The organism is Vibrio sp. 1CM8B (genome assembly GCF_023161685.1).
Taxonomy (GTDB): Bacteria; Pseudomonadota; Gammaproteobacteria; order Enterobacterales; family Vibrionaceae; genus Vibrio; species Vibrio coralliirubri.
This window is the reverse complement of the sequence record NZ_JALNTU010000002.1, coordinates 237,813-260,412: the sequence shown is the minus strand read 5'-3', so window position 1 is coordinate 260,412 and position 22,600 is coordinate 237,813. Positions and strand designations below refer to the sequence as shown.

At 44.5% G+C, this 22,600-nt stretch carries 23 protein-coding genes; 15 read left to right on the top strand and 8 right to left on the bottom strand.

Annotated elements, in window-relative coordinates; genetic code table 11:
- Nucleotides 1–130: 130 nt before the first annotated feature.
- The 3 genes from MSG36_RS04965 to MSG36_RS04955 all read right to left on the bottom strand — a co-directional run bounded on the left by MSG36_RS04965 (nt 131) and on the right by MSG36_RS04955 (nt 1,790).
- Nucleotides 131–886 carry a MipA/OmpV family protein gene (locus MSG36_RS04965; RefSeq protein WP_248366556.1) on the bottom strand — a complete coding sequence of 252 codons (756 nt, stop codon included), beginning with the start codon at nt 884–886 and terminating at the stop codon, nt 131–133.
- A 118-nt stretch (nt 887–1,004) separates the two neighbouring features.
- Nucleotides 1,005–1,448 carry a YaiI/YqxD family protein gene (locus tag MSG36_RS04960; RefSeq protein ID WP_009847429.1) on the bottom strand — a complete coding sequence of 148 codons (444 nt, stop codon included), beginning with the start codon at nt 1,446–1,448 and terminating at the stop codon, nt 1,005–1,007.
- A gap of 54 nt (nt 1,449–1,502) precedes the next feature.
- Nucleotides 1,503–1,790 carry a hypothetical protein gene (locus tag MSG36_RS04955; RefSeq protein WP_017110392.1) on the bottom strand — a complete coding sequence of 96 codons (288 nt, stop codon included), beginning with the start codon at nt 1,788–1,790 and terminating at the stop codon, nt 1,503–1,505.
- 769 nt (nt 1,791–2,559) lie between these two features.
- On the opposite strand from MSG36_RS04955, the gene MSG36_RS04950 reads away from it, so the two are divergent.
- The gene (locus MSG36_RS04950; protein WP_048612224.1) at nt 2,560–3,078 is read left to right on the top strand and encodes a GNAT family N-acetyltransferase; all 519 of its coding nucleotides are present in this window, start codon (nt 2,560–2,562) and stop codon (nt 3,076–3,078) included.
- Here MSG36_RS04950 and MSG36_RS04945 read toward each other — a convergent pair.
- Nucleotides 3,044–3,352: a DUF3301 domain-containing protein gene (locus MSG36_RS04945; RefSeq protein ID WP_248366555.1), complete on the bottom strand. Its 309-nt coding sequence runs from the start codon at nt 3,350–3,352 to the stop codon at nt 3,044–3,046. The genes MSG36_RS04950 and MSG36_RS04945 overlap by 35 nt on opposite strands.
- An 84-nt stretch (nt 3,353–3,436) precedes the next feature.
- Nucleotides 3,437–4,477 (bottom strand): DUF3549 family protein, encoded by a 1,041-nt coding sequence (locus tag MSG36_RS04940; protein ID WP_248366554.1) that lies wholly within the window; start codon nt 4,475–4,477, stop codon nt 3,437–3,439.
- 87 nt (nt 4,478–4,564) lie between these two features.
- Between MSG36_RS04940 and MSG36_RS04935 the strand changes: the two genes are divergently transcribed.
- Together MSG36_RS04935 and truC are read left to right on the top strand one after the other, a co-directional pair.
- Complete coding sequence (locus tag MSG36_RS04935) at nt 4,565–4,879, top strand: YqcC family protein (RefSeq protein WP_050649630.1); 315 nt, start codon at nt 4,565–4,567, stop codon at nt 4,877–4,879.
- Complete coding sequence (gene truC, locus MSG36_RS04930) at nt 4,879–5,628, top strand: tRNA pseudouridine(65) synthase TruC (RefSeq protein ID WP_017060745.1); 750 nt, start codon at nt 4,879–4,881, stop codon at nt 5,626–5,628. The genes MSG36_RS04935 and truC overlap by 1 nt, the downstream gene beginning before the upstream one ends.
- 162 nt (nt 5,629–5,790) lie before the next feature.
- On the opposite strand, the gene MSG36_RS04925 is transcribed toward truC, so the two are convergent.
- From MSG36_RS04925 to map, 3 genes are all read right to left on the bottom strand, one after another.
- Nucleotides 5,791–6,174: a DUF3461 family protein gene (locus MSG36_RS04925; RefSeq protein ID WP_004734354.1), complete on the bottom strand. Its 384-nt coding sequence runs from the start codon at nt 6,172–6,174 to the stop codon at nt 5,791–5,793.
- A 181-nt stretch (nt 6,175–6,355) separates the two neighbouring features.
- Nucleotides 6,356–8,977 (bottom strand): bifunctional uridylyltransferase/uridylyl-removing protein GlnD, encoded by a 2,622-nt coding sequence (gene glnD, locus MSG36_RS04920; RefSeq protein WP_050644945.1) that lies wholly within the window; start codon nt 8,975–8,977, stop codon nt 6,356–6,358.
- A 139-nt stretch (nt 8,978–9,116) separates the two neighbouring features.
- The gene (gene map / locus MSG36_RS04915; protein ID WP_048612219.1) at nt 9,117–9,995 is read right to left on the bottom strand and encodes a type I methionyl aminopeptidase; all 879 of its coding nucleotides are present in this window, start codon (nt 9,993–9,995) and stop codon (nt 9,117–9,119) included.
- A gap of 457 nt (nt 9,996–10,452) precedes the next feature.
- Here map and rpsB point away from each other — a divergent pair, with 457 nt between their 5' ends.
- The 12 genes from rpsB to fabZ all read left to right on the top strand — a co-directional run bounded on the left by rpsB (nt 10,453) and on the right by fabZ (nt 22,599).
- Nucleotides 10,453–11,184: a 30S ribosomal protein S2 gene (rpsB, locus tag MSG36_RS04910; protein WP_032547152.1), complete on the top strand. Its 732-nt coding sequence runs from the start codon at nt 10,453–10,455 to the stop codon at nt 11,182–11,184.
- 138 nt (nt 11,185–11,322) lie between these two features.
- The gene (gene tsf / locus MSG36_RS04905; RefSeq protein WP_048606678.1) at nt 11,323–12,168 is read left to right on the top strand and encodes a translation elongation factor Ts; all 846 of its coding nucleotides are present in this window, start codon (nt 11,323–11,325) and stop codon (nt 12,166–12,168) included.
- A 150-nt stretch (nt 12,169–12,318) separates the two neighbouring features.
- Nucleotides 12,319–13,050: a UMP kinase gene (gene pyrH / locus MSG36_RS04900; protein ID WP_017630771.1), complete on the top strand. Its 732-nt coding sequence runs from the start codon at nt 12,319–12,321 to the stop codon at nt 13,048–13,050.
- Between the two features lie 98 nt (nt 13,051–13,148).
- On the top strand, nt 13,149–13,706 hold the full coding sequence (gene frr, locus MSG36_RS04895; protein WP_017060741.1) for a ribosome recycling factor: 558 nt from the start codon (nt 13,149–13,151) through the stop codon (nt 13,704–13,706).
- A gap of 98 nt (nt 13,707–13,804) precedes the next feature.
- A complete protein-coding gene (locus tag MSG36_RS04890) occupies nt 13,805–14,557 on the top strand; it encodes an isoprenyl transferase (RefSeq protein ID WP_017063364.1) in 753 nt (250 codons plus the stop codon).
- Between the two features lie 15 nt (nt 14,558–14,572).
- Entirely contained in the window at nt 14,573–15,415 is an 843-nt protein-coding gene (locus MSG36_RS04885) for a phosphatidate cytidylyltransferase (RefSeq protein WP_048612218.1), read from the top strand.
- A 51-nt stretch (nt 15,416–15,466) separates the two neighbouring features.
- A complete protein-coding gene (gene ispC, locus MSG36_RS04880; RefSeq protein WP_248366552.1) occupies nt 15,467–16,675 on the top strand; it encodes a 1-deoxy-D-xylulose-5-phosphate reductoisomerase in 1,209 nt (402 codons plus the stop codon).
- The gene (gene rseP, locus MSG36_RS04875; protein WP_248366550.1) at nt 16,672–18,030 is read left to right on the top strand and encodes a sigma E protease regulator RseP; all 1,359 of its coding nucleotides are present in this window, start codon (nt 16,672–16,674) and stop codon (nt 18,028–18,030) included. Before ispC ends, rseP begins: the two co-directional genes overlap by 4 nt.
- Before the next feature lie 48 nt (nt 18,031–18,078).
- Nucleotides 18,079–20,484, top strand: a complete 2,406-nt coding sequence (gene bamA, locus MSG36_RS04870) for an outer membrane protein assembly factor BamA (RefSeq protein WP_048606669.1) — start codon at nt 18,079–18,081, stop codon at nt 20,482–20,484.
- A gap of 27 nt (nt 20,485–20,511) precedes the next feature.
- Entirely contained in the window at nt 20,512–21,012 is a 501-nt protein-coding gene (locus MSG36_RS04865) for an OmpH family outer membrane protein (protein WP_017063367.1), read from the top strand.
- 5 nt (nt 21,013–21,017) lie between these two features.
- Nucleotides 21,018–22,049 carry a UDP-3-O-(3-hydroxymyristoyl)glucosamine N-acyltransferase gene (gene lpxD / locus MSG36_RS04860; RefSeq protein ID WP_048606667.1) on the top strand — a complete coding sequence of 344 codons (1,032 nt, stop codon included), beginning with the start codon at nt 21,018–21,020 and terminating at the stop codon, nt 22,047–22,049.
- A 97-nt stretch (nt 22,050–22,146) separates the two neighbouring features.
- Entirely contained in the window at nt 22,147–22,599 is a 453-nt protein-coding gene (fabZ, locus tag MSG36_RS04855; RefSeq protein ID WP_009847408.1) for a 3-hydroxyacyl-ACP dehydratase FabZ, read from the top strand.
- The last annotated feature ends 1 nt before the right edge of the window (nt 22,600 follow it).

The following is a 22,600-nucleotide window of genomic DNA, read 5'->3' as shown; positions in this document are numbered from 1 at the left end:
TGATCCGTTTCAATATCTGATATGTGTTAAGTGTATATCGTTGTAGGAATCAGGCTTGGAGCACCATCTTGACCGATTTCAAAATGGTGCATGTAAAATAGGCTGGCTCTTTTTATTTGGACGAATAAACTCATAATCCGGCGAAACGATAGGTAACCCCAAATTCAATTGACCAGCCTAAGTCTCGTTGTATCAAAGCGCTGTCGCTGTCGTGATGAATTAAGTCTGCTCGAGCAATACCAATCCAAGTTGGCGTGAACTCATAGAGCCCGATTAACCCCGCTTGATAAACAAACGTTGAGCCTGCATCAAACTGGTTTAACCCTGAGGCAGAAGCTTCGGTGTTAGAAATACCATAAAGGTGATTGGACAGTTTCTTGTCACGATAATCGATCTCTAGGTAGGGCGTAATGGTGAATGGCTGCGTCCAGGTTTCTAATGTTCTGCCTAAGTGAAGCTGAACTTCGTAGCCGCTATGTTCTGAAGTCACATCGTGTAAGTAGGTGAGGCGTGCGCCTACCGTACCTAACGTTATTCCCAGCTCCCCATTACCATCTCTGTCTTGAATGCCGTTAGGTAGGTCCACAAAAGTGTCTGACACCTCAGCAAAGCGCCAGTTTCCAGATAGTCCTACGTAAGGGAGCAGTTGCCAATTGGCTAAGCTGCCATCAATAAAGCCTTTCGGGCCGGAATAGAATAGGTTGGGTGTCGCGCCAAATTGAGGGGTACTTTTAGTGGAGAAAACACTTTCACCATAGGTGATGCTGCCTCCGATGATTCCGAACTCTTTATTCGCAAGGTCTTCATCAGCAAAGTTTTCATCGGCAAAGGAAGGTTGAGTGCTGCAAAAAAGAATGGATAGCGAGAGGGCAATTCGACGAATCATAAGCAATACTCCGTTATTGAAATAAATATCAAGAACGGAGTATGTCGATTAAAATTTCATCGGGGCTACAGCTATTAAGAAACGACGATCAAAGGTGTCGTCGTTAGGAAGGCTGTGGTTAACGTTTGGCTAACAGGCGATCGAGGTGGTTGGCAAACTCACGACGGTCGGTTTGAGAAAGGGCACTTGGTCCACCCGTTTGGATGCCACTTGAGCGCATGGTATCCATAAAGTCACGAATGTTCAGACGCGCTTTGATGGTCTCTTTGGTGTAAAGCTCACCACGAGAGCTGAGGGCTTGCCCACCTTTGGTGATCACTTCGTCAGCCAGAGGGATATCGGATGTAATCACCAGATCGCCAGGTTCAGTGCGTTTTACGATTTCATCATCAGCAATATCAAATCCGCTTGGCACTTGAATCGAGTGAATGTTATTGCGTTTAGGAACGGGAACCAGATGGTTTGCCACAAAGGTACATTCAACCCCTGTGCGCTCAGCTGCGCGTACGATTGTTTCTCGGATAACCTTTGGACAAGCGTCCGCATCAACCCATATCTTCATAGTGTTCTATTTCTCTGTTAGCTTATTTATCGTTCAACTTATTGTTCAGTTAACTTATTGTTCAGTTAACTTGGCTTCAAGCGTAGCAACGCGAGCGGTGAGTTCAAGGATTTGCTTTTCTAGCTGGCTAACACGATCAAGTGCCGGCTCTTCTTGTGTCGCGACTTCAACTTTAGGAACGCGATTTGCGCTTTTCCAGCTCTTGATAGTCGTGATTAAAGCGGGCATCGGAACGGATGTGCTCATACGAGCCTTAACTAAAGCAACTGTCGGCTCTTTCCCTTGCGCTTGCAGTCCTTCAAGCACTGATTTCAACTCTTCAGAAACATCTTTTGTCAGCATGTTGACCTCCATTTTTAGTCTTCAGTCATTTTACTCGCTCTAGTGAATGATAGCGAATCATAAAACCGCCCATGGCTTGTGAGAGATCTCTTACAAAGGCTGTGAGATAACACGAATACATCGCTAGAGAGATTGATGTGCATATGGTTAAGGTGTTGAATTTTAATTGTTTTATATAATTAACAACTTTCTTGAATTCAAAGTGTGATGCAAATCTATTGTCCGAAATCCTAAATCGCGTAAATTAAACCTTGTCGGAAGGATTCTGACACGGAACAGGAAAGCACCAAGGATTTGGTTATCTTCAGGATGAAGATTTGGTTACTTAGGATTGAGTGATCAAGCATGGAGCGTAAGGACATTGTAGGGATACAGTCAGTTAACAGGAAGTTAGCTGCAACGGAATGACAATGGACACCTTTAGGATTAAAGGGTTGGATTAGCATCAGGACGATGTAAAGGACACCGCTCACGGAACAAGTGATGTGCGCTAACTAGGATTGTTAGCTTTCAGGATGATTGGACACCGCTAGGACGGCGAAGTAAAGGAAAGAGCTGAAGGATTACAGCCACTATTATGGATGATGCATGGAGCATTAATTAGTAGCCGGACTGCTGCGAGTAAGACCCTAGCCCTGACACTTCGGTGTCGGGGCTTTTCTTTTCCTGAAGCTTCTCTCTATCTAGACGGCTCTTTTTAATAGAGAGCTTTTTCATCTAAGAGCGCAACACCTGCTTTTCTGCTAATGGTCAACACAAGGAGTGTTTTATGACGATAGCAACCTCAAGAACGCTGTTGGTACCTTATACTGAACAGCTAGAACTCGACTTTATCAAGTTAAATTGCTGCCCCATTAATCGTGCTGAAATGAATGGGCCTCACTCTGTCGCCTCTGCGAAGCATCTTTTTCAAGAAATACTGCAAGATAACGTAGGCTTTTGCCGCGCGATCATCCACAACCAAACCCGTGAATATCTTGGACATGTCTTTGTTTCATCGGAAAAGGGTAAGCATGAACTTGGCTTTATTTTGGATAAAGAATACTGGAATCAAGGTTTTGCCAGTGAGGTACTAAAGCCTTTCTTCAGTTTAGTACGTTTTGAAGAGCGTCTAACGAATGTTGTTGCGACTGTGAATGTCGGCCACAACCCATCGATTAAGCTATTAGAAAAATTAGGCTTTGCATTTAAAGAGACCAAACAAGATCAGTTTGGCCCTTATCATGAATATCGTTATACCGAGTATTGCGACGTTACATTCTATGAGGCTGTAGCTCAAACCGCATAGAACGGAAACCCACCATGGTCAGTTTCCCTTGGTATAGGTCATCACCCAACGCTGAAAACTCAAATTGATACACGGTGTGCCAGCGCCAAATGGTGGTGAGCTCATAGCGCATCTTAAGTTTATGACCACTAAAGGCAACACTTAATAGCTGTAGGTCGAGCTCTTTACATTTTCTCGCAATGGCAGCTTTCGCAAGCTCGGATTGCCTGCGCTGCTGCCAAAACAGAAAGCAAAAGAAGCACAGCATCAAAATAGCCAATAAGTTATCTATCATTTAATCCATACTTCCTTTTATCTCTCTATTCCGTTCGTGATTTGAGCTTTTTCTTATGAGCTACTGAGTTGAGCTGTCTGGTATCTATTGCGACTTAGCCGCTTGCTGTAATTCAACAAGTGCATTGGCAAGTTCTGGTGATGGGTTTGAGTTCAGTAGCGGTAAAAATACCATTCTCAGAGTTGGAATCATCACTAAATCTGCAAATAATTGATTGAACAAGTTTTGGTTGCCCGTTTGTGCGAGACGCAGCAAGAACTGCTCAGCAATCGCTGGATCTTGCAGTGCGTGCCAGCTGCGACCAGCTAAACCAATTAACACCTCTTGGTGACTTAAGCGTGGGCTAGCCAATACTTGATGAATCACGGCGTTAGTAGTGGTTTGCTCTGCGCCAGAAAGGGCACGTACTAGTGCTGACAGTAAGAACAGATCCGGCTCTTGACTGCTAATCTCATTCTCTGCCATCTCTTGTAAGCGTTGAGCCAGCTTGTCATTGATTTGCGTGTGCTCAAGCGCCCCTAGTGTTGCGTATAGAGGTTCTGATGGCAGTTTGTTCAATGCTTTGCGAATCGCGACACCATTTTGTTGGCTGCCTAAGCGAGCACACATATCAGTGATGCCTTGTAGGCCAACGGTTTTCCAGTTGTCCCAACCGAGTTCGCCGGTGAAGTAGTGTTGAGCGTGTTCGTAGTATTGGCTCGTTGCAAGGTCTAAACCTGCTCTTACTTGGCTATGGAACACGGCCATTTTGTCTTCTGAAGGCTTGAAAGTATATGGGTTGTTAGACAGCTTTTGTTGTTGCTCTTCGCTGATCTCACCGTTCAAACGTGTGCCCATCGCTTCGATAACAAACTTAAGGAAATTGCCGACATCACCTTGATGTAATAGGCCTCTTTCGTCCAGTTTGAATTTTAGGAACCAGATCCACGGTTGTTTGTGTTCGTTCCAGTAACTAATCGCTAAGTGAGCTTGTTTCTGAAGTGGAAATGGGTACGGCTGTTTCCCTTGCTCAACATCAGAGAATAAGGTGTTGTCGATCTTCTGAATACGGCGACCTAGGTCGTAGATATCGTATTGGCAACCGCTATTCTTTAGTAACTGAGTGAGCGTGTGAATCGTTTCCATAGTAATAAAGCTCCTAACTTTCTTTCCTAAATAGATGGTACTCTATGCCCCAATTTCAAGGTCACTAGATAAATAACTTGGTGAAAAATGACAGCAGCCACAAAGTTACCTCTTTTACTTCAACAATTAGAACAACAAATGCGCCAATGTTCCCTATGGAGCGCGCTTCCGCCTTCGGATGAAGCTCTGGCGAGCGTAGAACCTTTTGCTATTGATTCTCTACAGCCAGAAGAGTGGTTGCAGTGGATCTTTATCGTTAAGATCAACGCAATGATGGATGCGAAAATGCCGCTACCGAAGGGCTTTGCTATCCATCCTTATTTTGGTGAAGTGTGGAAAAATGAGGCAGACAAAGTCGAACTGCTAGTGACAATTCAGAGCATTGATGAGGTATGCGCGTAATGTTAGAGATCATTTATCAAGATGAGTATTTTGTCGCGGTGAATAAGCCCGCTGGCATGTTAGTGCATCGCTCATGGCTGGATAAACACGAAACGCAATTTGTTATGCAGACACTGCGTGATCAAATTGGTCAGCATGTATTTCCATTGCATCGTTTAGACAGACCGACATCGGGTGTGTTGGTGTTTGCGTTGTCGAGTGAGGTTGCTTCACAGGTGATGCCAATGTTCGCTAATCATGAGATGCAAAAAACCTATCATGCGATTGTCCGTGGTTGGATAGAAGAGGGCGATACGCTTGATTATGCACTTAAGGTTGAGCTGGATAAGATCGCAGATAAGTTCGCGAAAGAAGACAAAGAAGCGCAAGAGGCGGTGACAGTCTATGAACCGCTAGCAAAAGTAGAAGTGCCATATTCAACAGGACGCTTTCCTACGAGTCGCTACTGCTTGGTTGAGATGATGCCAAAGACTGGTCGCAAACATCAGTTGCGTCGTCACATGGCTCACCTAAGACATCCGATTGTCGGTGATACCTCACATGGTGATGGTAAGCACAATCGACTGTTCCGTGATGATTTAGATTCGCATCGTTTGTTGTTGCACGCTTCTGAGCTTCGCTTTATTCACCCTTTCACAAAAGAAGAGTTGGTGATGAAAGCCAACCTGGATGAAACTTGGCTAAGGTTGTTTGAAACCTTTGAGTGGGATACCAACTTAATCGATGCTCAAACTTGCTTGTCTAAGTAAGTCACGCGTGTTTAAGCAATTGCGAGTCTAAGTGAATAGAGCAAATAGAATAAAAAAACAAAGGGCTGATAGTGATATCAGCCCTTTTTTTATCTGTATAACCTTAACGGCATAACTAATGTGGGTTAGTTAATAGTTAATAGTTAATAGTTAGTCGCGGGATCATTTTAGCTTTTCTAGATCGGCTTCGATCTCAGCGATCTTGCTTGATACCACTTTCTCTAGATGGCGTAAGTCGGTAAGGATCTTCTGCTTCACATCCACCTCAGCCGTTGGCGTCGGTTTGGTGATCTTGTTGAGCTCATCAATCACAAGAGTGAGGTTGCGGTTAATCTCTGTCACTTCTTTGTATTGATTATTGCCACCGCTAACAAGCACACTTTTTACTTGTCGTGGGTACTTAAACTTAACGCTTTTCGCGAACAGTTCACCTTTCTGCTTACGAAAGTAAATCTTCAGGATATCTTTGTGCGCTTCTTGGCGAAGGGAGTAACGTTCAATCTGTTTAGGTTCGTGGATACCTAAGCCAGTGAGGTTTGGATACATAAGCGACCTCTAGGTTATGAATGTAATACTTTTATGTAATTGACTTGATCAATGTAGCAGCCTAACGACGAGCTAGATAGTTGATATCTGTGAATTGATTGTAAGTTGTGGGCAAGATCGCTCTCTATCTTTGCCCACACTTATTTGGTTATTAAACCTGCTTTTAGACTGAATTCGCTTTCTAAGGTGCGAGTTCCGAAACGTGTTCGGTTAATCGTTCTCTTAGCGCCTGTTCTTGTTCTTCAGACAGTCTTCCACCGGCTTCACTGGTCAGAATAAACAGATCTTCTGCTCGCTCACCTATGGTGGTGATTTTGGCACCGTGCAAGTTGATGTCTAGCTCCGCAAAGGTTGCACCGACTTGAGCCAATAACCCCGGCGTATCAAGAGCTCTTAACTCCATCAAGGTGCGTTTCTTGCTCTTGGTTGGTAGGAACTCAACTAAGGTTTTGACCTTAAAGTGTTGCAAGTTACGTGGCGTGCGACGCGTCTTAATCTTAGTCGGGCGGCCATCAGCCAATACATGAGTCAGATGCTTAGCAACGGCTTTGTGTCTTGCTTCATCAATCGCTTCGCCGTGCTGGTCTAGTACGATAAAGGTATCCAAAACATGACCATCTTTGCTAACCATGACCTGCGCGTCATGAACGTTAAAGTTACGTCTGTCGAGTTCGGCAACCACGGTCGCAAACAGTGCTGCTTGGTCTTTACAGTAAACGAACACCTCTGTGCCACCACGTGTCGCTTTCTTACTGATCAGCACTAACGGTTGGCTTGGGTCTTCTAGGCGAAGTAAGTGCTCACAGTGCCAAGCGATTTGTTTATGTGTGTGACGCAAGAAATAATCGGCCTTAAAGCGTTGCCACAGCACTTCAATCTCACGAGCGGTGAAGCCTTCTTTACGCAGCAGTGCTGATGCCATTTGTTGATTGTGGCGAATACGATCTCTGACATCGACAGGGTTTTCCAAGCCCCGGCGCAGTGCGCGCTGCGTTGAGTGGAATAGCTCAGCTAACAGGGTTCGTTTCCAACTGTTCCATAATTCAGGGTTAGTCGCACAGATATCGGCAACGGTTAAGCAAACCAGTAGCTCGAGTGATTCTTCATCACGCACTTTTTTGGCGAATTCGGTGATCACATCTGGATCGTAGATGTCACGACGTTGAGCTGTTACTGACATCAGCAGGTGATTTTGAACTAGCCACGCCACTTGTTTGGCTTCAGGCTTCGATAGCCCGTGTTCAATACAGAAAGAGTAAGCCTCAACTGCACCTATCTCAGAGTGGTCTCCGCCGCGGCCTTTGCCGATGTCATGGAAGATAGCGGCAAGGATCAGCAACTCTTTCTTCTGTACGCGCGGGTACACTTCACAACAGATAGGGTGTTTATCGTGGTTCTCGATTTGACCAAAGCGGTTGATGTGCTTGAGCAGGCGGATACTGTGCTCATCCACGGTGTAAACATGGAATAGGTCAAACTGCATCTGACCAACGATCTGGCTCCATTGTGGTAAGTACGCCGAGAGTACGCCCAATTTGTGCATTAAGCTAAAGGCTTTGTGCAGAGCATTAGGGTGGCGAACTAGATCCATAAACTTGTCACGCGCTTCAGGAATGGTATGCAGAAATCGGTTCAATCGGCGACGTGCCGTTCGCAGTTGTCGCAATGTTGGGGGACTAACCCCTTCTATAGTCGAGTCATTGGCTATATGGATAAACATATCGAGAATGGTTTCTGGTCTTGCTTGGAATAGTGCAGGCTTACGCGCTTCGATCAATGAACCTCGGCGTTGGAAGTCATCGTCGAGAATCTCTGCGTCCTGGGTCTGACCGCCATTGATGATCGCTTGATCGAACAGTTTAAGCAGCATCTTATTCAGTTCAGCAACACGACGAAGGGTTCGGTAGAACTCCTTCATCATCATCTCAACACCGCGGTTGCCTTCACCACTGTAACCCAGATGTTCAGCGACTTGAGCTTGATGAGCAAAGGTGAGGCGGTTGTCATAACGGCGCAGTTCAATGTGCAGTGCAAAACGGACGCGCCACAGGAAATCTTGGCACTCAACTAATTCACGATACTCCGCATCGGTTAGAAAGCCGTATTTGCTCATCTCTAACAAAGAGGTCGCGCCGAAGTGGCGACGCGCAACCCAGCTCAGGGTATGGATGTCTCTGAGTCCGCCTGGAGTCGATTTAATGTCCGGCTCTAGGTTGTAAGTGGTGTCGTGATAACGAGCGTGACGCTCTCTCTGTTCTTGAATCTTAGCCTTGTAGAAGGTTTCACTTGGCCAAAATGAATCGGAATGAATCTTCAGTTTTAGCTCTTGGAAGGTGTCTTCACTGCCACATAACAATCGCGACTCTTGAAGGTTGGTCGCAACGGTTAAATCATCAATGCCGATCTCAAGACATTCGGCAATGGTGCGCACGGCGTGGCCGACTTCTAATCTTAGATCCCAGAGTAGGGTGATGAACTGGCTGACTTTCTCGCCGAGCGCTGGTGGCAATGTTTTTTGAGAGACGATGAGAATATCAATGTCAGACAAAGGATGCAGTTCGCCACGACCATAGCCGCCCACTGCGACAAGTGAAATATGAGGCAGTTTGTTAAATCCGAAATTCTCCCACAAACGATTGAGAAGCAAATCCATGTATTCGGAGCGCAGTAGAACCAAATCGGTGACGGGGTGGTGGTTCAGAAATTCATTTTTTTGATACTGCGTGAAGATTTCGAGCTGATTTTTTAATTCGCAGATTTCAATTTGTTCGTCATTGAACGTAAGAGGGCATTGATAAGGCATAGTCTGCTATCCGTGCAAGCAAATGAGAATAGTAAACAATTTAACAGAAGCTGATGGAAAATCGAAATTGAGCGGATAAAAAAATATCCTCGACAATGCGAGGATATTTTTAAAAGGCTGATGCGTTCAGTTCGGTGAACTAAGCGTTCTTCATGATACGTGGGATTGTATCATCGCTGCGCAGTGTTAGTACTTCACAACCAGTATCAGTTACAACCAGGGTGTGCTCCCATTGAGCCGAGTTCTTGCTGTCTGCTGTGTATACTGTCCAGCTATCTTCGTCATCAAGACGACAGCCAAACTTACCCGCGTTGATCATTGGCTCGATAGTGAAACACATGCCTGCTTTTAGCACGGTGCGATCGCTGTTCTTGTAGTGAACCACTTGTGGATCTTCGTGGAATTCAGAACCAATGCCGTGACCACAGTAATCTTTAACAATAGAGAACTTAGCGCGTGGGTTGTTCTTGTTGTTTGTTTTGATGTACTTCTCGATAGCAGTACCGATTTGACCAAGTTGAACACCTGGCTTGACTTGGCGCATGCCTTCGTAAAGTGCTTCTTGAGCAACCATGCACAGACGCTTGTTTGCTGGTGAAACCTCACCCACTAGGAACATCTTAGAGGTGTCACCGTGGTAGCCTTGTGGACGAACGCTTAGATCAGCGTTTTCGTCATCAGGAATGATTACCGTGATATCAACGTTAAGAATGTCGCCATCTTTTAGTACCGCCGGTTTGAATTGACCTGTGCTGCCAGTCTCATCTTGTGATGCTGGAATGCCGTGGCACACAATGTGGTTGATAGACGTACAGATTGACTTAGGGAAACCGTGGTAATCAAGTGGTGCTGAGTATGCGCCTCTTTCTAGAGCGTACTCGTGACAGATTTGGTTTAGCTCTTCTGTCGTTGTACCTACTTGGATGTGAGGTTCAATCATCTCTAGAATTTCAGAAGCCAGCTTGCCGGCGACGCGCATTTTTTCAATTTCTTCAGCAGTTTTAATTTTTACAGCCATTGCATATCTCTTAATTTGGTAGCACCTAAGTGTGCATATTGGGGCTATTCTATCAGTGCAGCATTTTAGCGCAACATTCCCATGTCCATACATTGCTGGTGGATACTGCTCAACGTGAGTGAATCGTGAGCGATTTATTGAGACAGAAGTGAATGAATAGCGACACTATTTATAGGTGAAATTCGCCGATAGGGATCAGTATAGCAGTCGCCATTTTTAGAATTTTTTCTAGCCATAGATAGACAAAATATGGTATAAAGCGCGCCGGACATCAGGACTGTTTTCTCCAATTGGCGAAACAAGCTTTATGTTCACTAACTTATTTCTTTAAATCACACACATTCCGACACATGTTCCGGGGTGCCTCAACAACACAGATAACGGCTGAAAAGTGGTTAGTTGTTAGGGGTCGGATTCATGGGGGATGTGGAGGCCTAACCCCATAGAGGATTTTAAAATGGCAACTGTATCAATGCGCGATATGCTTAAAGCTGGTGTTCACTTCGGTCACCAAACTCGTTACTGGAACCCAAAAATGAAGCCATTCATCTTTGGTGCTCGTAACAAAGTACATATCATCAACCTAGAAAAAACTGTACCAATGTTCAACGAAGCTCTAGCTGAAATCGCTAAAGTTGGCGAGAAGAAAGGTAAAGTTCTTTTTGTTGGTACTAAGCGCGCTGCATCTGAAGCTGTTAAAGAAGCTGCTATCAACAGCAACCAGTTCTACGTTAACAACCGCTGGTTAGGCGGTATGCTAACGAACTACAAAACTGTTCGTCAGTCTATCAAGCGTCTGAAAGAACTTGAAGCGCAAGCTCAAGACGGTACTTTCGACAAGCTTACTAAGAAAGAAGCTCTAATGCGTACTCGTGAAATGGAGAAGCTAGAGAAATCTCTTGGTGGTATCAAGAACATGGGCGGCCTTCCAGACGCTCTATTCGTAATCGATGCTGATCACGAACACATCGCAGTTAAAGAAGCAAACAACCTAGGTATCCCAGTTTACGCTGTAGTTGATACTAACTCTAACCCAGACGGCGTTGACTTCGTTATCCCAGGTAACGATGATGCAATCCGTGCAGTACAGCTTTACCTAAACGCTGCTGCAGACGCGGTTAAAGAAGGTCGCAACAAAGATGTTGCTGCTGTAGCTGCTGAAAAAGACGGTTTTGTAGAAGCTGAATAATAGCGGCTCTGAGCCATATTTAGTTCACATTAAGCGGTCATAATCGATGGCTTAACGGACTGAATACAGTCAATATCAGGGGCCAATTAATTAGGCCCCTGTTTTTTATCTTTTTTAGAATTTACTGAGGAATAGAGAATGGCAACTGTAACTGCAGCTCTAGTTAAAGAACTTCGTGAACGCACAGCTGCGGGCATGATGGAATGTAAAAAAGCGCTTGTTGCTGCTGAAGGCGACATCGAGCTAGCAATTGAAAACATGCGTAAATCTGGCGCAGCAAAAGCAGCTAAGAAAGCTGGTAACGTTGCTGCTGAAGGCGCAATCATCATCAAAGAAGCAAACGGCGCAGCTGCTCTTCTTGAAGTTAACTGCCAAACTGATTTCGTAGCTAAAGATGCAGGTTTCCTTGCATTCGCTAACGAAGTTGCTGAAGTTGCTCTAGCAGAACGTCTAGAAATCGCTGATCTTCAAGCTAAATTTGAAGAAGCGCGTATCGCACTAGTAACTAAAATCGGTGAAAATATCAACATCCGTCGCGTACAATTCGTTGAAGGTGTTGCACTAGCTTCTTACCGTCACGGCGAGAAAATCGGTGTTGTTGTTGCTGGTGAAGGCGAAGCTGAAACTCTTAAGCACGTTGCAATGCACGTTGCTGCATCACGTCCTGAGTTCCTAAACCCAGAAGACGTACCTGCAGACGTAGTTGAGAAAGAAAAAGCAGTTCAAGTTGAAATCGCTATGAACGAAGGCAAGCCAGCTGAAATCGCAGAGAAAATGGTTGTTGGCCGTATGAAGAAATTCACGGGCGAAATCTCTCTAACTGGTCAAGCTTTCATCATGGAGCCTAAGCAAACTGTTGGCGCTATCCTTAAAGAGAAAGGCGCTTCAGTATCTAACTTCGTACGTCTAGAAGTTGGTGAAGGCATCGAGAAAGCAGCTGAAATGAGCTTTGCTGACGAAGTTGCAGCGGTACAAAAAGGTTAATCCTTAGCGTATTGTTTGAAAAGAGACCGTGGCAAATGCTGCGGTCTTTTTATGAATAGTGAATTATTTTTTAGCTGTTATGAATGCAAACTGAGCTATTCAGTTTTTATCCATGACTGTTAATCATCAACTCTTTGGAAGGTAAACTCCATGACTACGAACCCTAAACCGGCGTATCAACGTATTCTGTTAAAACTTAGCGGTGAAGCATTACAAGGCGAAGAAGGTTTTGGTATTGACCCGACGATCCTTGATCGTATGGCTCAAGAAGTGAAAGAATTGGTTGAACTAGGTGTTCAAGTAGGCGTTGTTATCGGTGGCGGTAACCTTTTCCGTGGTGCAGGCCTTGCTGAAGCAGGTATGAACCGCGTTGTTGGTGACCACATGGGTATGCTTGCAACGGTAATGAACGGCCTTGCAATGCGTGACGCTCTTCACCGTGCTTACGTAAACGCACGTGTAATGTCTGCAATCCCTCTTAAAGGTGTGTGTGACGACTACAACTGGGCAGACGCAATCAGCCAATTACGTCAAGGTCGCGTTGTGATCTTCTCTGCTGGTACTGGTAACCCATTCTTCACTACGGATTCTGCTGCATGTCTACGTGGTATCGAAATCGAAGCTGACGTAGTTCTAAAAGCGACAAAAGTAGATGGTGTATTTACTTCTGACCCTGTAGCAAACCCAGACGCAGAGTTGTATGATACGTTGTCTTACAACACGGTTCTTGATAAAGAACTTAAAGTAATGGACTTGGCTGCATTTACGCTAGCACGTGATCACAAAATGCCAATCCGTGTATTTAACATGAATAAACCAGGCGCACTACGTCGCGTGGTTATGGGTGAAACTGAAGGTACATTAATCAGCGACGCTGACTAATTTTTCGGGCTTACTGAGGTGTTGTACCTTGGTAAGCTTATCCTTATCACTCCAAATAAAAAGCTTTCTTGAAGAAAGAACATAATCAAGGTGAAATTGTGATTAACGAAATCAAAAAAGACGCTCAAGAGCGCATGGTAAAAAGTGTTGATGCACTAAAAAACAGCCTACAAAAGATTCGTACAGGCCGTGCGCACCCGAGCCTACTTTCTGGTCTTACTGTTGAGTACTACGGTGCTCCAACGCCTTTGACTCAAGTAGCTAACGTTATCGCTGAAGATGCACGTACACTAGCTATTACAGTGTTTGATAAAACACTGACTCCTCTAGTTGAAAAAGCTATCCTGACATCTGACCTAGGTCTAAACCCTATGTCTGCGGGTACAGTTATCCGTGTTCCACTTCCACCGCTAACGGAAGAGCGTCGTAAAGACCTAGTTAAAATCGTTCGTGGCGAAGCTGAAGGTGGCCGTGTTGCTATCCGTAACATCCGTCGTGACGCGAATGGCGATCTAAAAGCACTTCTTAAAGATAAAGAAATCTCGGAAGATGAAGATCGTAAAGCACAAGACGAAATTCAAAAGCTAACTGACGCTGCGGTTAAGAACGTAGACGAAGTTCTAGCTGTTAAAGAAAAAGAGTTGATGGAAGTTTAATTTTCCATATTCTTTTCTTTCCGGAAAAACGCTGTACTCACGGTGCAGCGTTTTTTTATGCTACTCTGTTCGACTATTAGAATTTGATTCACTCTTTTATGCATAATTCTCAAGCGTTCACAGACTCTCTTCCTAAACACATTGCTATCATTATGGATGGTAATGGTCGCTGGGCAAAAGCTCAGGGCAAGCCTCGCGTCTTTGGCCATAAAAACGGTGTTCAAGCCGTTCGTAAAACTATCTCTTCTGCAGCCAGACTTGGCATTAAAGCCGTTACTCTTTTTGCATTTAGTAGCGAAAACTGGCGTCGTCCTGAAGAAGAAGTCGGTATCTTGATGGAACTGTTTATTTCAGTGCTGTCGAGTGAAGTTAAAAAGCTTCATAAAAATAATCTACAACTTCGTGTTATTGGTGATAAAAGTCGTTTCAATGATCGACTACAAAAGAAGATAGAAGAAGCGGAAGCTTTGACTAGCACCAATACGGGTATGGTTATTAATATTGCAGCTAACTACGGCGGTAAGTGGGATATTCAGCAAGCAATGACCTCTATTGCTCAACAGGTAAAGTCTGGCGATATTAATGTAGATGACATTGATGAAGCTATGATTACACAGCACCTGACAATGGCAGATATTCCTGAAGTCGATCTACTTATCCGTACCAGTGGCGAATGCCGCATTAGTAATTTTATGCTTTGGCAGTTGGCTTACGCCGAAATGTATTTCACTGAACAATTCTGGCCAGACTTTAATGAAGACAGCTTAGTAGAAGCTGTGACTTGGTTTGTAAACCGTGAGCGTCGTTTTGGATGCACCGGTGAGCAAATTAAAGCTCTGATGGACAGTTAATAAGGATTTTTTGGTTTGAAACAACGAATTATTACGGCGTTGATTTTAGCTCCCCTAGTTATTCTAGGTATTTTCGAGTTATCACTTCCTACATTTATTCTTTCACTAGCGGTAATCTCGCTATTGGGTTTTTGGGAGTGGACTCAGTTTGTTGAAAGCAAATCGCGTTATTTAGCGTTGATTCCAACGGTTGTGGTTAGTGCTGCAAGTTTTGCTTTTATCCCTTTTGATGCATTTAGCCTTAATAACTTGTCTACTGCTCACTACGCCATTCTAACGATTGGCTCGATTTGGTGGGTAATCGCGAGCGGCATGGCGGTGACTTATCCTAAGTCTATGCCTGCATGGAAAGACTCTTCTCTTCTTCGTCACGCCTTTGGTGTGCTGACTCTGCTGCCATTCTTCTGGAGTGTGGTTATCCTGCGTGCTAACGGTATCGATGCTGATCCTTACCACGGTGCAAAACTGGTGATGTTTGTTTGCTTGCTTGTTTGGGCGGCGGACAGCGGTGCTTATTTTTCAGGAAAGAGTTTTGGTAAGCGTAAAATGGCACCAGCGGTAAGCCCGAATAAGACGATTGAAGGTCTTATTGGTGGCATTATTACTGCGGTGATCGTGGCTTGGATCTTTGCTGACTTGTTTGACATCCAATTCACAAGCCCACTTCACATGATTGTTATTACCCTTGTGACCGTTGTTATTTCTGTTCTAGGTGACCTTGTTGAAAGCATGTTTAAGCGTGTTTCTGGGGTGAAAGACAGCAGTAATCTGATTCCTGGTCATGGTGGTATACTAGATAGAATAGATAGCTTAACGGCTGCATTCCCTGTCTTTGCTCTGCTTTATTTAGCATTCTAATAAAAAAGGGCAGTGATTCTGCCCTTTATTACATTTCTACGGTCATATGTGATGCGAAATCTAACTATCCTTGGCGCCACCGGCTCAATTGGTGCAAGTACACTAAAAGTCGTTGAGCAAAACCCAGATCTCTACTCAGTGGTTGCACTGGCTGCAGGCTCGAATGTTGAAAAGATGCTGGCGCTAGTTGAAAAGTGGCAACCAAGCTATGTTGCTATGGCTTGCTCTGATGCAGCGTCTCAACTGACTGAAGTGTTGTCCGCGAGTTACCCTAACGTAAAAGTGCTTTCAGGCACTGAAGGCATGTGCCAGGTTGCTTCTCTAGAGGACGTGGATACGGTAATGGCTGCGATTGTAGGTGCCGCTGGTTTACTTCCTACTATGTCTGCGGTTAAGGCCGGCAAGCGTATCTTGCTTGCTAATAAAGAAGCCTTGGTAATGTCTGGGCAGTTGTTTATTGATGCGGTAGCAAAGTACGACGCAGAACTACTTCCGGTTGATAGTGAACATAATGCTATCTTTCAATGCTTGCCTCAAAACGTACAAACTAACCTAGGCCGTTGTGATTTAGAAGAGAACGGTATCAACCATATTCTTTTGACTGGTTCGGGTGGTCCTTTCCGTTATACGGACGTTGCTGAGCTGGAGTCGGTAACACCAGAACGAGCTATCGCACACCCTAACTGGTCTATGGGTCCTAAGATCTCGGTCGATTCAGCGACTATGATGAATAAGGGCTTAGAGTACATTGAGGCGAAATGGTTATTTAATGCCTCTCAAGAGCAGTTAAAAGTGATTATTCATCCTCAGTCTGTGATTCATTCTATGGTCCAATACAAGGATGGCTCTGTGCTTGCTCAAATGGGTGAACCTGATATGGCGACGCCAATCGCTTTGACGATGTCTTATCCTGAGCGTACTGAAGCGGGTGTTAAGCCTCTGGATTTCACCAAAGTGGGCGAGCTTACTTTCCTAGAACCCGATTTTAGCCGTTACCCATGTTTAAGATTAGCGATTGAAGCTTGCTACCTAGGTCAGCATGCAACAACCGCAATTAACGCAGCAAACGAAATTGCAGTCGATGCTTTCTTGAACAATCGAGTGAAATTTACCGATATTGCCGTCATTAACGAGCATGTTATGAGCAAAGTATGTGAACAACATAACTCTGAGGGCTTAGATAGCTTGGAAAGCCTCCTCGAGCTCGATAATATGTCTCGTCAATTAGCCAATCAATTTATTAAAGAGCAGCTAGCATGAGTGGAATTCTGTGGAACTTCGCATCCTTTATTGTAGCGCTTGGTATTCTGGTCGCTGTTCATGAGTTTGGACACTTCTGGGTTGCTCGTCGTTGTGGTGTGAAAGTTGAGAAATTCTCGATTGGTTTTGGTCAATCAATCTGGAGCAAAGTTGGCCGTGATGGCACAGAGTACAGCTTGTCTGTCATTCCATTGGGCGGTTACGTTAAGATGCTTGATGGTCGTGTAGACGACCTTTCTGAAGACGAACAACAATACGCTTTTGATAAGAAGCCATTGTGGAAAAGAACGGCGATAGTTGGTGCAGGTCCTGCGTTTAACTTTATCTTTGCCGTCTTTGCGTATTGGCTTGTATTTTTGATTGGCGTGCCGGCGGTTAAACCCGTAATTGGTGAAGTTACTCCGCAATCTATTGCTGCACAAGCCGGAATTGAAACTGGAATGGAACTTAAATCTATTTCGGGAATCAAAACCGCAGATTGGGAATCAGTCAATATGGGTTTGATATCGCATATTGGTGATCAGTCCATGACTGTAACGGTTGCTTCTCAAGACGATATCGGCTTTGAACAACAGATGACATTGGATATTTCAGACTGGTCATTCAATCCAGAAACTGAATCTGCAATGACAACGCTGGGCTTTAGACCGTATTCTCCAGAGATATCGACAGTGCTCGCTCAAGTCATTGATGACGGTGCGGCATACGATGCAGGGGTAGAAGCTGGCGACAAAATTGTTGAGATTAATGGGCAGCCTATTGAACAGTGGCAATCGGTTGTTGAGTTAATCCGTTCAAACCCGATGACACCCTTGGACCTTGTAGTCCTACGAAATGGTACTGAACAGTCATTAGTTATGACGCCAAAAAGCCGCGAGCTTTCTGATGGTTCCACAATCGGCTATGCAGGTATTGCTCCAGAAGTCGCAGAATGGCCAGAAGATTATCGCTTTGAGTTACAATTTGGTGTAATTGAGTCTGTAGGAAAAGCATTTGATAAAACAGGTCAAATCATTGGTTTGACGCTGACAATGCTTAAGAAGCTCATCGTTGGTGATGTTGGCTTAAATAACTTGAGTGGCCCGATTTCAATAGCCAAAGGTGCAGGGACAACCGCCGATTACGGTTTGGTTTACTTCTTAGGCTTTTTGGCTCTGATTAGTGTTAACTTGGGAATTATTAATTTGGTTCCGCTGCCTATGCTTGATGGCGGACATTTGCTCTTTTTCGCTATTGAGGCCGTTACTCGTAAACCAGTCCCTGAAAAAGTTCAGGAAATGGGATACAGAGTGGGAGGTGCAATCCTCTTCTCTTTGATGGCTCTGGCAATATTTAATGATTTTACTCGTCTGTGAATGGTTTCTCACAGGCATTGGTAGTAGCAAGGAATAATTAGAATAAGTATGGCGATTAAGCAAATTCTGTTCGCAAGTCTATTGGCCACTAGTGTGGCTGCGAACGGAGCACAAAACTTTGTGGTTCAAGATATCAAGATCGAAGGTTTACAGCGTGTTGCACTTGGTGCAGCTCTACTGAAAATGCCAGTGCGTATTGGCGATGAAGTGGATGAAAGCGATGTATCTGAGATCATTCGTGCACTGTATGCTTCAGGTAACTTCGAGGACGTTAAAGTTCTTCGCGATGAAGGTGTTTTAGTTGTTCAAGTAAAAGAACGACCGACCATCGCGAGCATTTCATTCTCGGGTAACAAAGCGATCAAAGAAGAGCAACTTCAGCAGAACCTAGATGCATCTGGCGTTCGTGAAGGTGAAGCTCTTGACCGTACTACGCTGAGTAACATTGAGAAAGGCCTTGAAGATTTTTACTACAGCGTGGGTAAGTACAACGCGACAGTAAAAGCGGTTGTGACACCTCTGCCACGTAACCGTTCTGACCTTAAGTTTGTGTTTACTGAGGGCGTATCCGCTAAGATTCAGCAAATCAACTTTATCGGTAATGAAGTCTTCTCAGATTCTGAACTGCTCAGTCGTTTCAACCTGAACGTTGATGTTGCATGGTGGAATTTCCTTGCGGATGAAAAATACCAGAAGCAGGTCTTAGCCGGTGATATCGAAGCGCTGAAATCTTACTACCTTGACCGTGGTTACCTTAAGTTTAAGGTCGACTCTACACAGGTAGCGATCTCTCCAGACAAGAAAGGTGTTTACATCACACTTGGCCTTGATGAAGGCGAAGCTTATACGGTTAAAGATGTCTCTTTCCGTGGTGAATTAATCGGTCGTGAGGCTGACTTCGAAGCGTTAGTGCCATTTGAAGACGGCGATACTTATAACGGTTCTTCGGTAACGTCTTTGGAAGAGAACGTAAAACGAATTCTTGGTGAATCTGGTTATGCGTACCCACAAGTTCGCACGATTCCTGAATTTGACGATGAGACCAAAGAAGTGTCGTTGGTTATCAATGTAGAAGCGGGCAGCCGTATCTACGTTCGTGATATTCGATTCACGGGTAACAACTCAACGAAAGACGAAGTACTGCGTCGTGAAATGCGCCAAATGGAAGGCAGCTGGCTTAACTCTAAGTCAATTGATACTGGTAAGAGCCGTCTTAACCGTTTAGGTTTCTTTGAAACGGTTGATGTACAAACAGTGCGTGTTCCTGGCAGTGAAGACCAAGTTGATTTGGTTTACAACGTTAAGGAAGCGAACTCAGGCAGCATCAACTTTGGTGTTGGCTACGGTACTGAATCAGGTGTTAGTTTCCAAGTTGGTTTACAACAAGATAACTTTGCGGGCTCTGGTAACCGTGTTGGCGTAAGTGCCATGATGAACGATTACCAAAAGAACGTGAGCTTAGACTACCGTGACCCATACTGGAACCTTGATGGCGTGAGCTTGGGCGGTAAGATCTTCTACAACGAATTTGAAGCCTCTGAAGCGGGTATCGTCGACTATACCAACCAAAGTTATGGTACCAGCCTAACATGGGGTTTCCCTATGGATGAGCTGAACCGTCTCGAGTTTGGTGTTGGCTATACGCACAACAAGATCGGTAACGTTCCGACCTATATCCAAGTTGAACAGTTCGCGAGAAGTATTGACCAATATGGTGACGAACACATTCTAACCGATGATTTCGACATCAATATCTCTTGGACTCGTAACAATCTTAACCGTGGTTTCTTCCCAACCGAAGGTAACCATCAACGTGCTTTTGCTAAGGTGACTGTACCCGGTTCTGATGCTCAGTACTTTAAAATGCAGTACGATGTAAAACATTACATCCCGCTGACCAAAAAGCATGAGTTCACACTATTGATGCGTGGCCGATTAGGCTATGGTAATGGTTATGGTCAAACGGATGGTAACGATAACTTGTTCCCATTCTACGAGAACTACTACGCAGGTGGTTTTACAACCCTACGTGGTTTTGGTTCTAACTCGGCAGGCCCGAAAGCCGTTTACGGGAACAGCACGGGTAACAACCCTACTTACGATTCAGCTACTGATGACTCAGTAGGTGGTAACGCAGTTGCTTTGGCAAGTTTAGAGTTAATTGTACCAACGCCGTTTGCTTCTGATGAAGCGCGTAGCCAGATTCGTACCAGTGTATTCTTTGACATGGCGAGTGTATGGGATACCGAATTCGTAGACCGCGGCGCACCTAACAGTGGCAGCCAGTACTACTACGATTACTCTGATCCAACAAATTACCGTTCATCTTATGGTGCCGCTCTTCAATGGATGTCACCGATGGGCCCGCTGGTTTTCTCTCTAGCGAAACCAGTTAAAATTTACGAAGGTGATGATGAGGAATTCTTCACATTTACCATTGGTAGAACTTTCTAATATTTAAAGGACAATATTTTGAAAAATATGATTAAAGCAGCAGGTTTAGGCCTTGTAGTTCTTAGCTCTTCTTTCTTTGCAACAGCTGCTGAAGCTGCGCAAAAAGTGGGTTATGTAAACACTGCACAAGTATTCCAGGCTCTACCTCAGCGTGAAGTTGTTCTTCAAAAGATGCAGGAAGAGTTCAAAGATAAAGCGGCTGAGCTACAGAGCATTCAAGCTGAAGCGAAAACAAAGATTGAAAAGCTTAAGCGTGATGGCGAGCTACTAGGCCCTGAAGAAGTTGAGAAGCTTCGTATCGAAGTAGGCCAACTGGACAGCAAGTACAAAATCAAAGCTCAAGCACTAGAAAAAGCAAGTCAACGTCGTGAAGCACAAGAGAAGCAGAAGCTGTTCAAAGTGATTCAAGATGCTGTAACTAAAGTTGCAGAGAAAGAAGGCTACGACATGATCGTTGATATTCAAGCTCTACAATACGGTAAGCCTGAATACAACATCTCTGAGCAAGTAATTAAATCACTGAAATAAGTTTTATGAAGAACCTGACTTTAGCCGAATTGGCAACGATTACTGGGGGAGAGCTACACGGAGACGGTACGATTACCGTCTCAGCAGTCGCTCCTATGGATAAAGCGCAAGAAGGTAACATTACGTTCCTTTCTAACGTGAAGTACAGCAAGCACCTAGGTGACTGTAAAGCATCCGCTATTATGGTTAAAGAGAGTGAGCGCGAACTGTGTAAGACCAACGTTATTGTGGTTAGTGACCCTTACGTTGCTTTTGCTAAGGTTGCTCAAGCGCTTGATACTACTCCTGCACCCGCAGCGGCTATTGCTGATTCTGCTTCAATCTCTAGCGATGCAACTATTGGACAAAATGTGTCTATTGGTGCGAACGCTGTGATTGAGTCTGGTGTGGTACTTAGTGATGATGTGATCATCGGTGCTGGTTGCTTTATTGGTAAAAATGCAAAAATTGGCGCAGGCACTAAGCTGTGGGCTAACGTAAGTGTTTACCATGAAGTGGTGATTGGAGAAGCATGTCTGATCCAATCAAGTACTGTTATTGGCTCTGATGGCTTTGGTTATGCGAACGAGAAAGGCGAATGGGTGAAGATCCCGCAAGTCGGCTCGGTTCGCATCGGTAACCGCGTAGAAATTGGCGCGTGTACTACCATCGACCGCGGCGCATTAGATGACACAATCATTGAAGACAACGTTATCCTAGATAACCAACTTCAGATTGCTCACAATGTTCACATCGGATATGGTTCAGCTCTTGCAGGTGGTACTATCATTGCAGGCAGCACGACGATAGGTAAGTACTGTATTATTGGTGGTGGTAGTGTGATTAATGGTCACATTGAAATTACTGACGGCGTTACGATTACCGGAATGGGAATGGTAATGCGCAGCATCACTGAGAAAGGCATGTACTCTTCGGGTATTCCTTTACAGCCAAACAAAGATTGGCGTAAAACAGCAACGCGCGTTCATCGTATTGATGAAATGAACAAGCGTTTGAAAACCGTTGAAAAACTTATTGAGAAGAGCGCGGAATCATAATTCCAGCATTTCTAATAAAAGGCTCGCGTACAGCGAGTCTTTTTCGTTTATAATCCTTCTAATTAATTAAATAAAGAATATACATAGGAATACGACTTTGACTACTGAACAGACAACGATGAACATTACTGAAATTCAGGAACTATTACCTCATCGCTACCCATTCTTAATGGTTGATCGTGTGACTAGCTTTGAAAAAGAAAAAACACTGACCGCAATTAAGAATGTCTCTGTTAACGAACCTCAGTTCACAGGCCACTTCCCTCAGCTTCCTGTATTCCCAGGCGTGTTGATCTTAGAAGCAATGGCACAAGCAACAGGCCTTCTAGCATTCAAATCTTTCGGTGCGCCTTCTGGCAACGAGTTGTACTACTTTGCTAGCGTAGATAAAGCTAAATTCCGTAAGCCAGTAGTACCAGGTGACCAACTGGTTATCGAAGTTGAATTCTTAAAAGAGCGTCGTGGCATCGCATCGTTTAATGGTGTTGCTAAAGTTGACGGCGTAGTTGTATGTTCAGCTGAACTTAAATGTGCTCGTAGAGAGTTTTAAT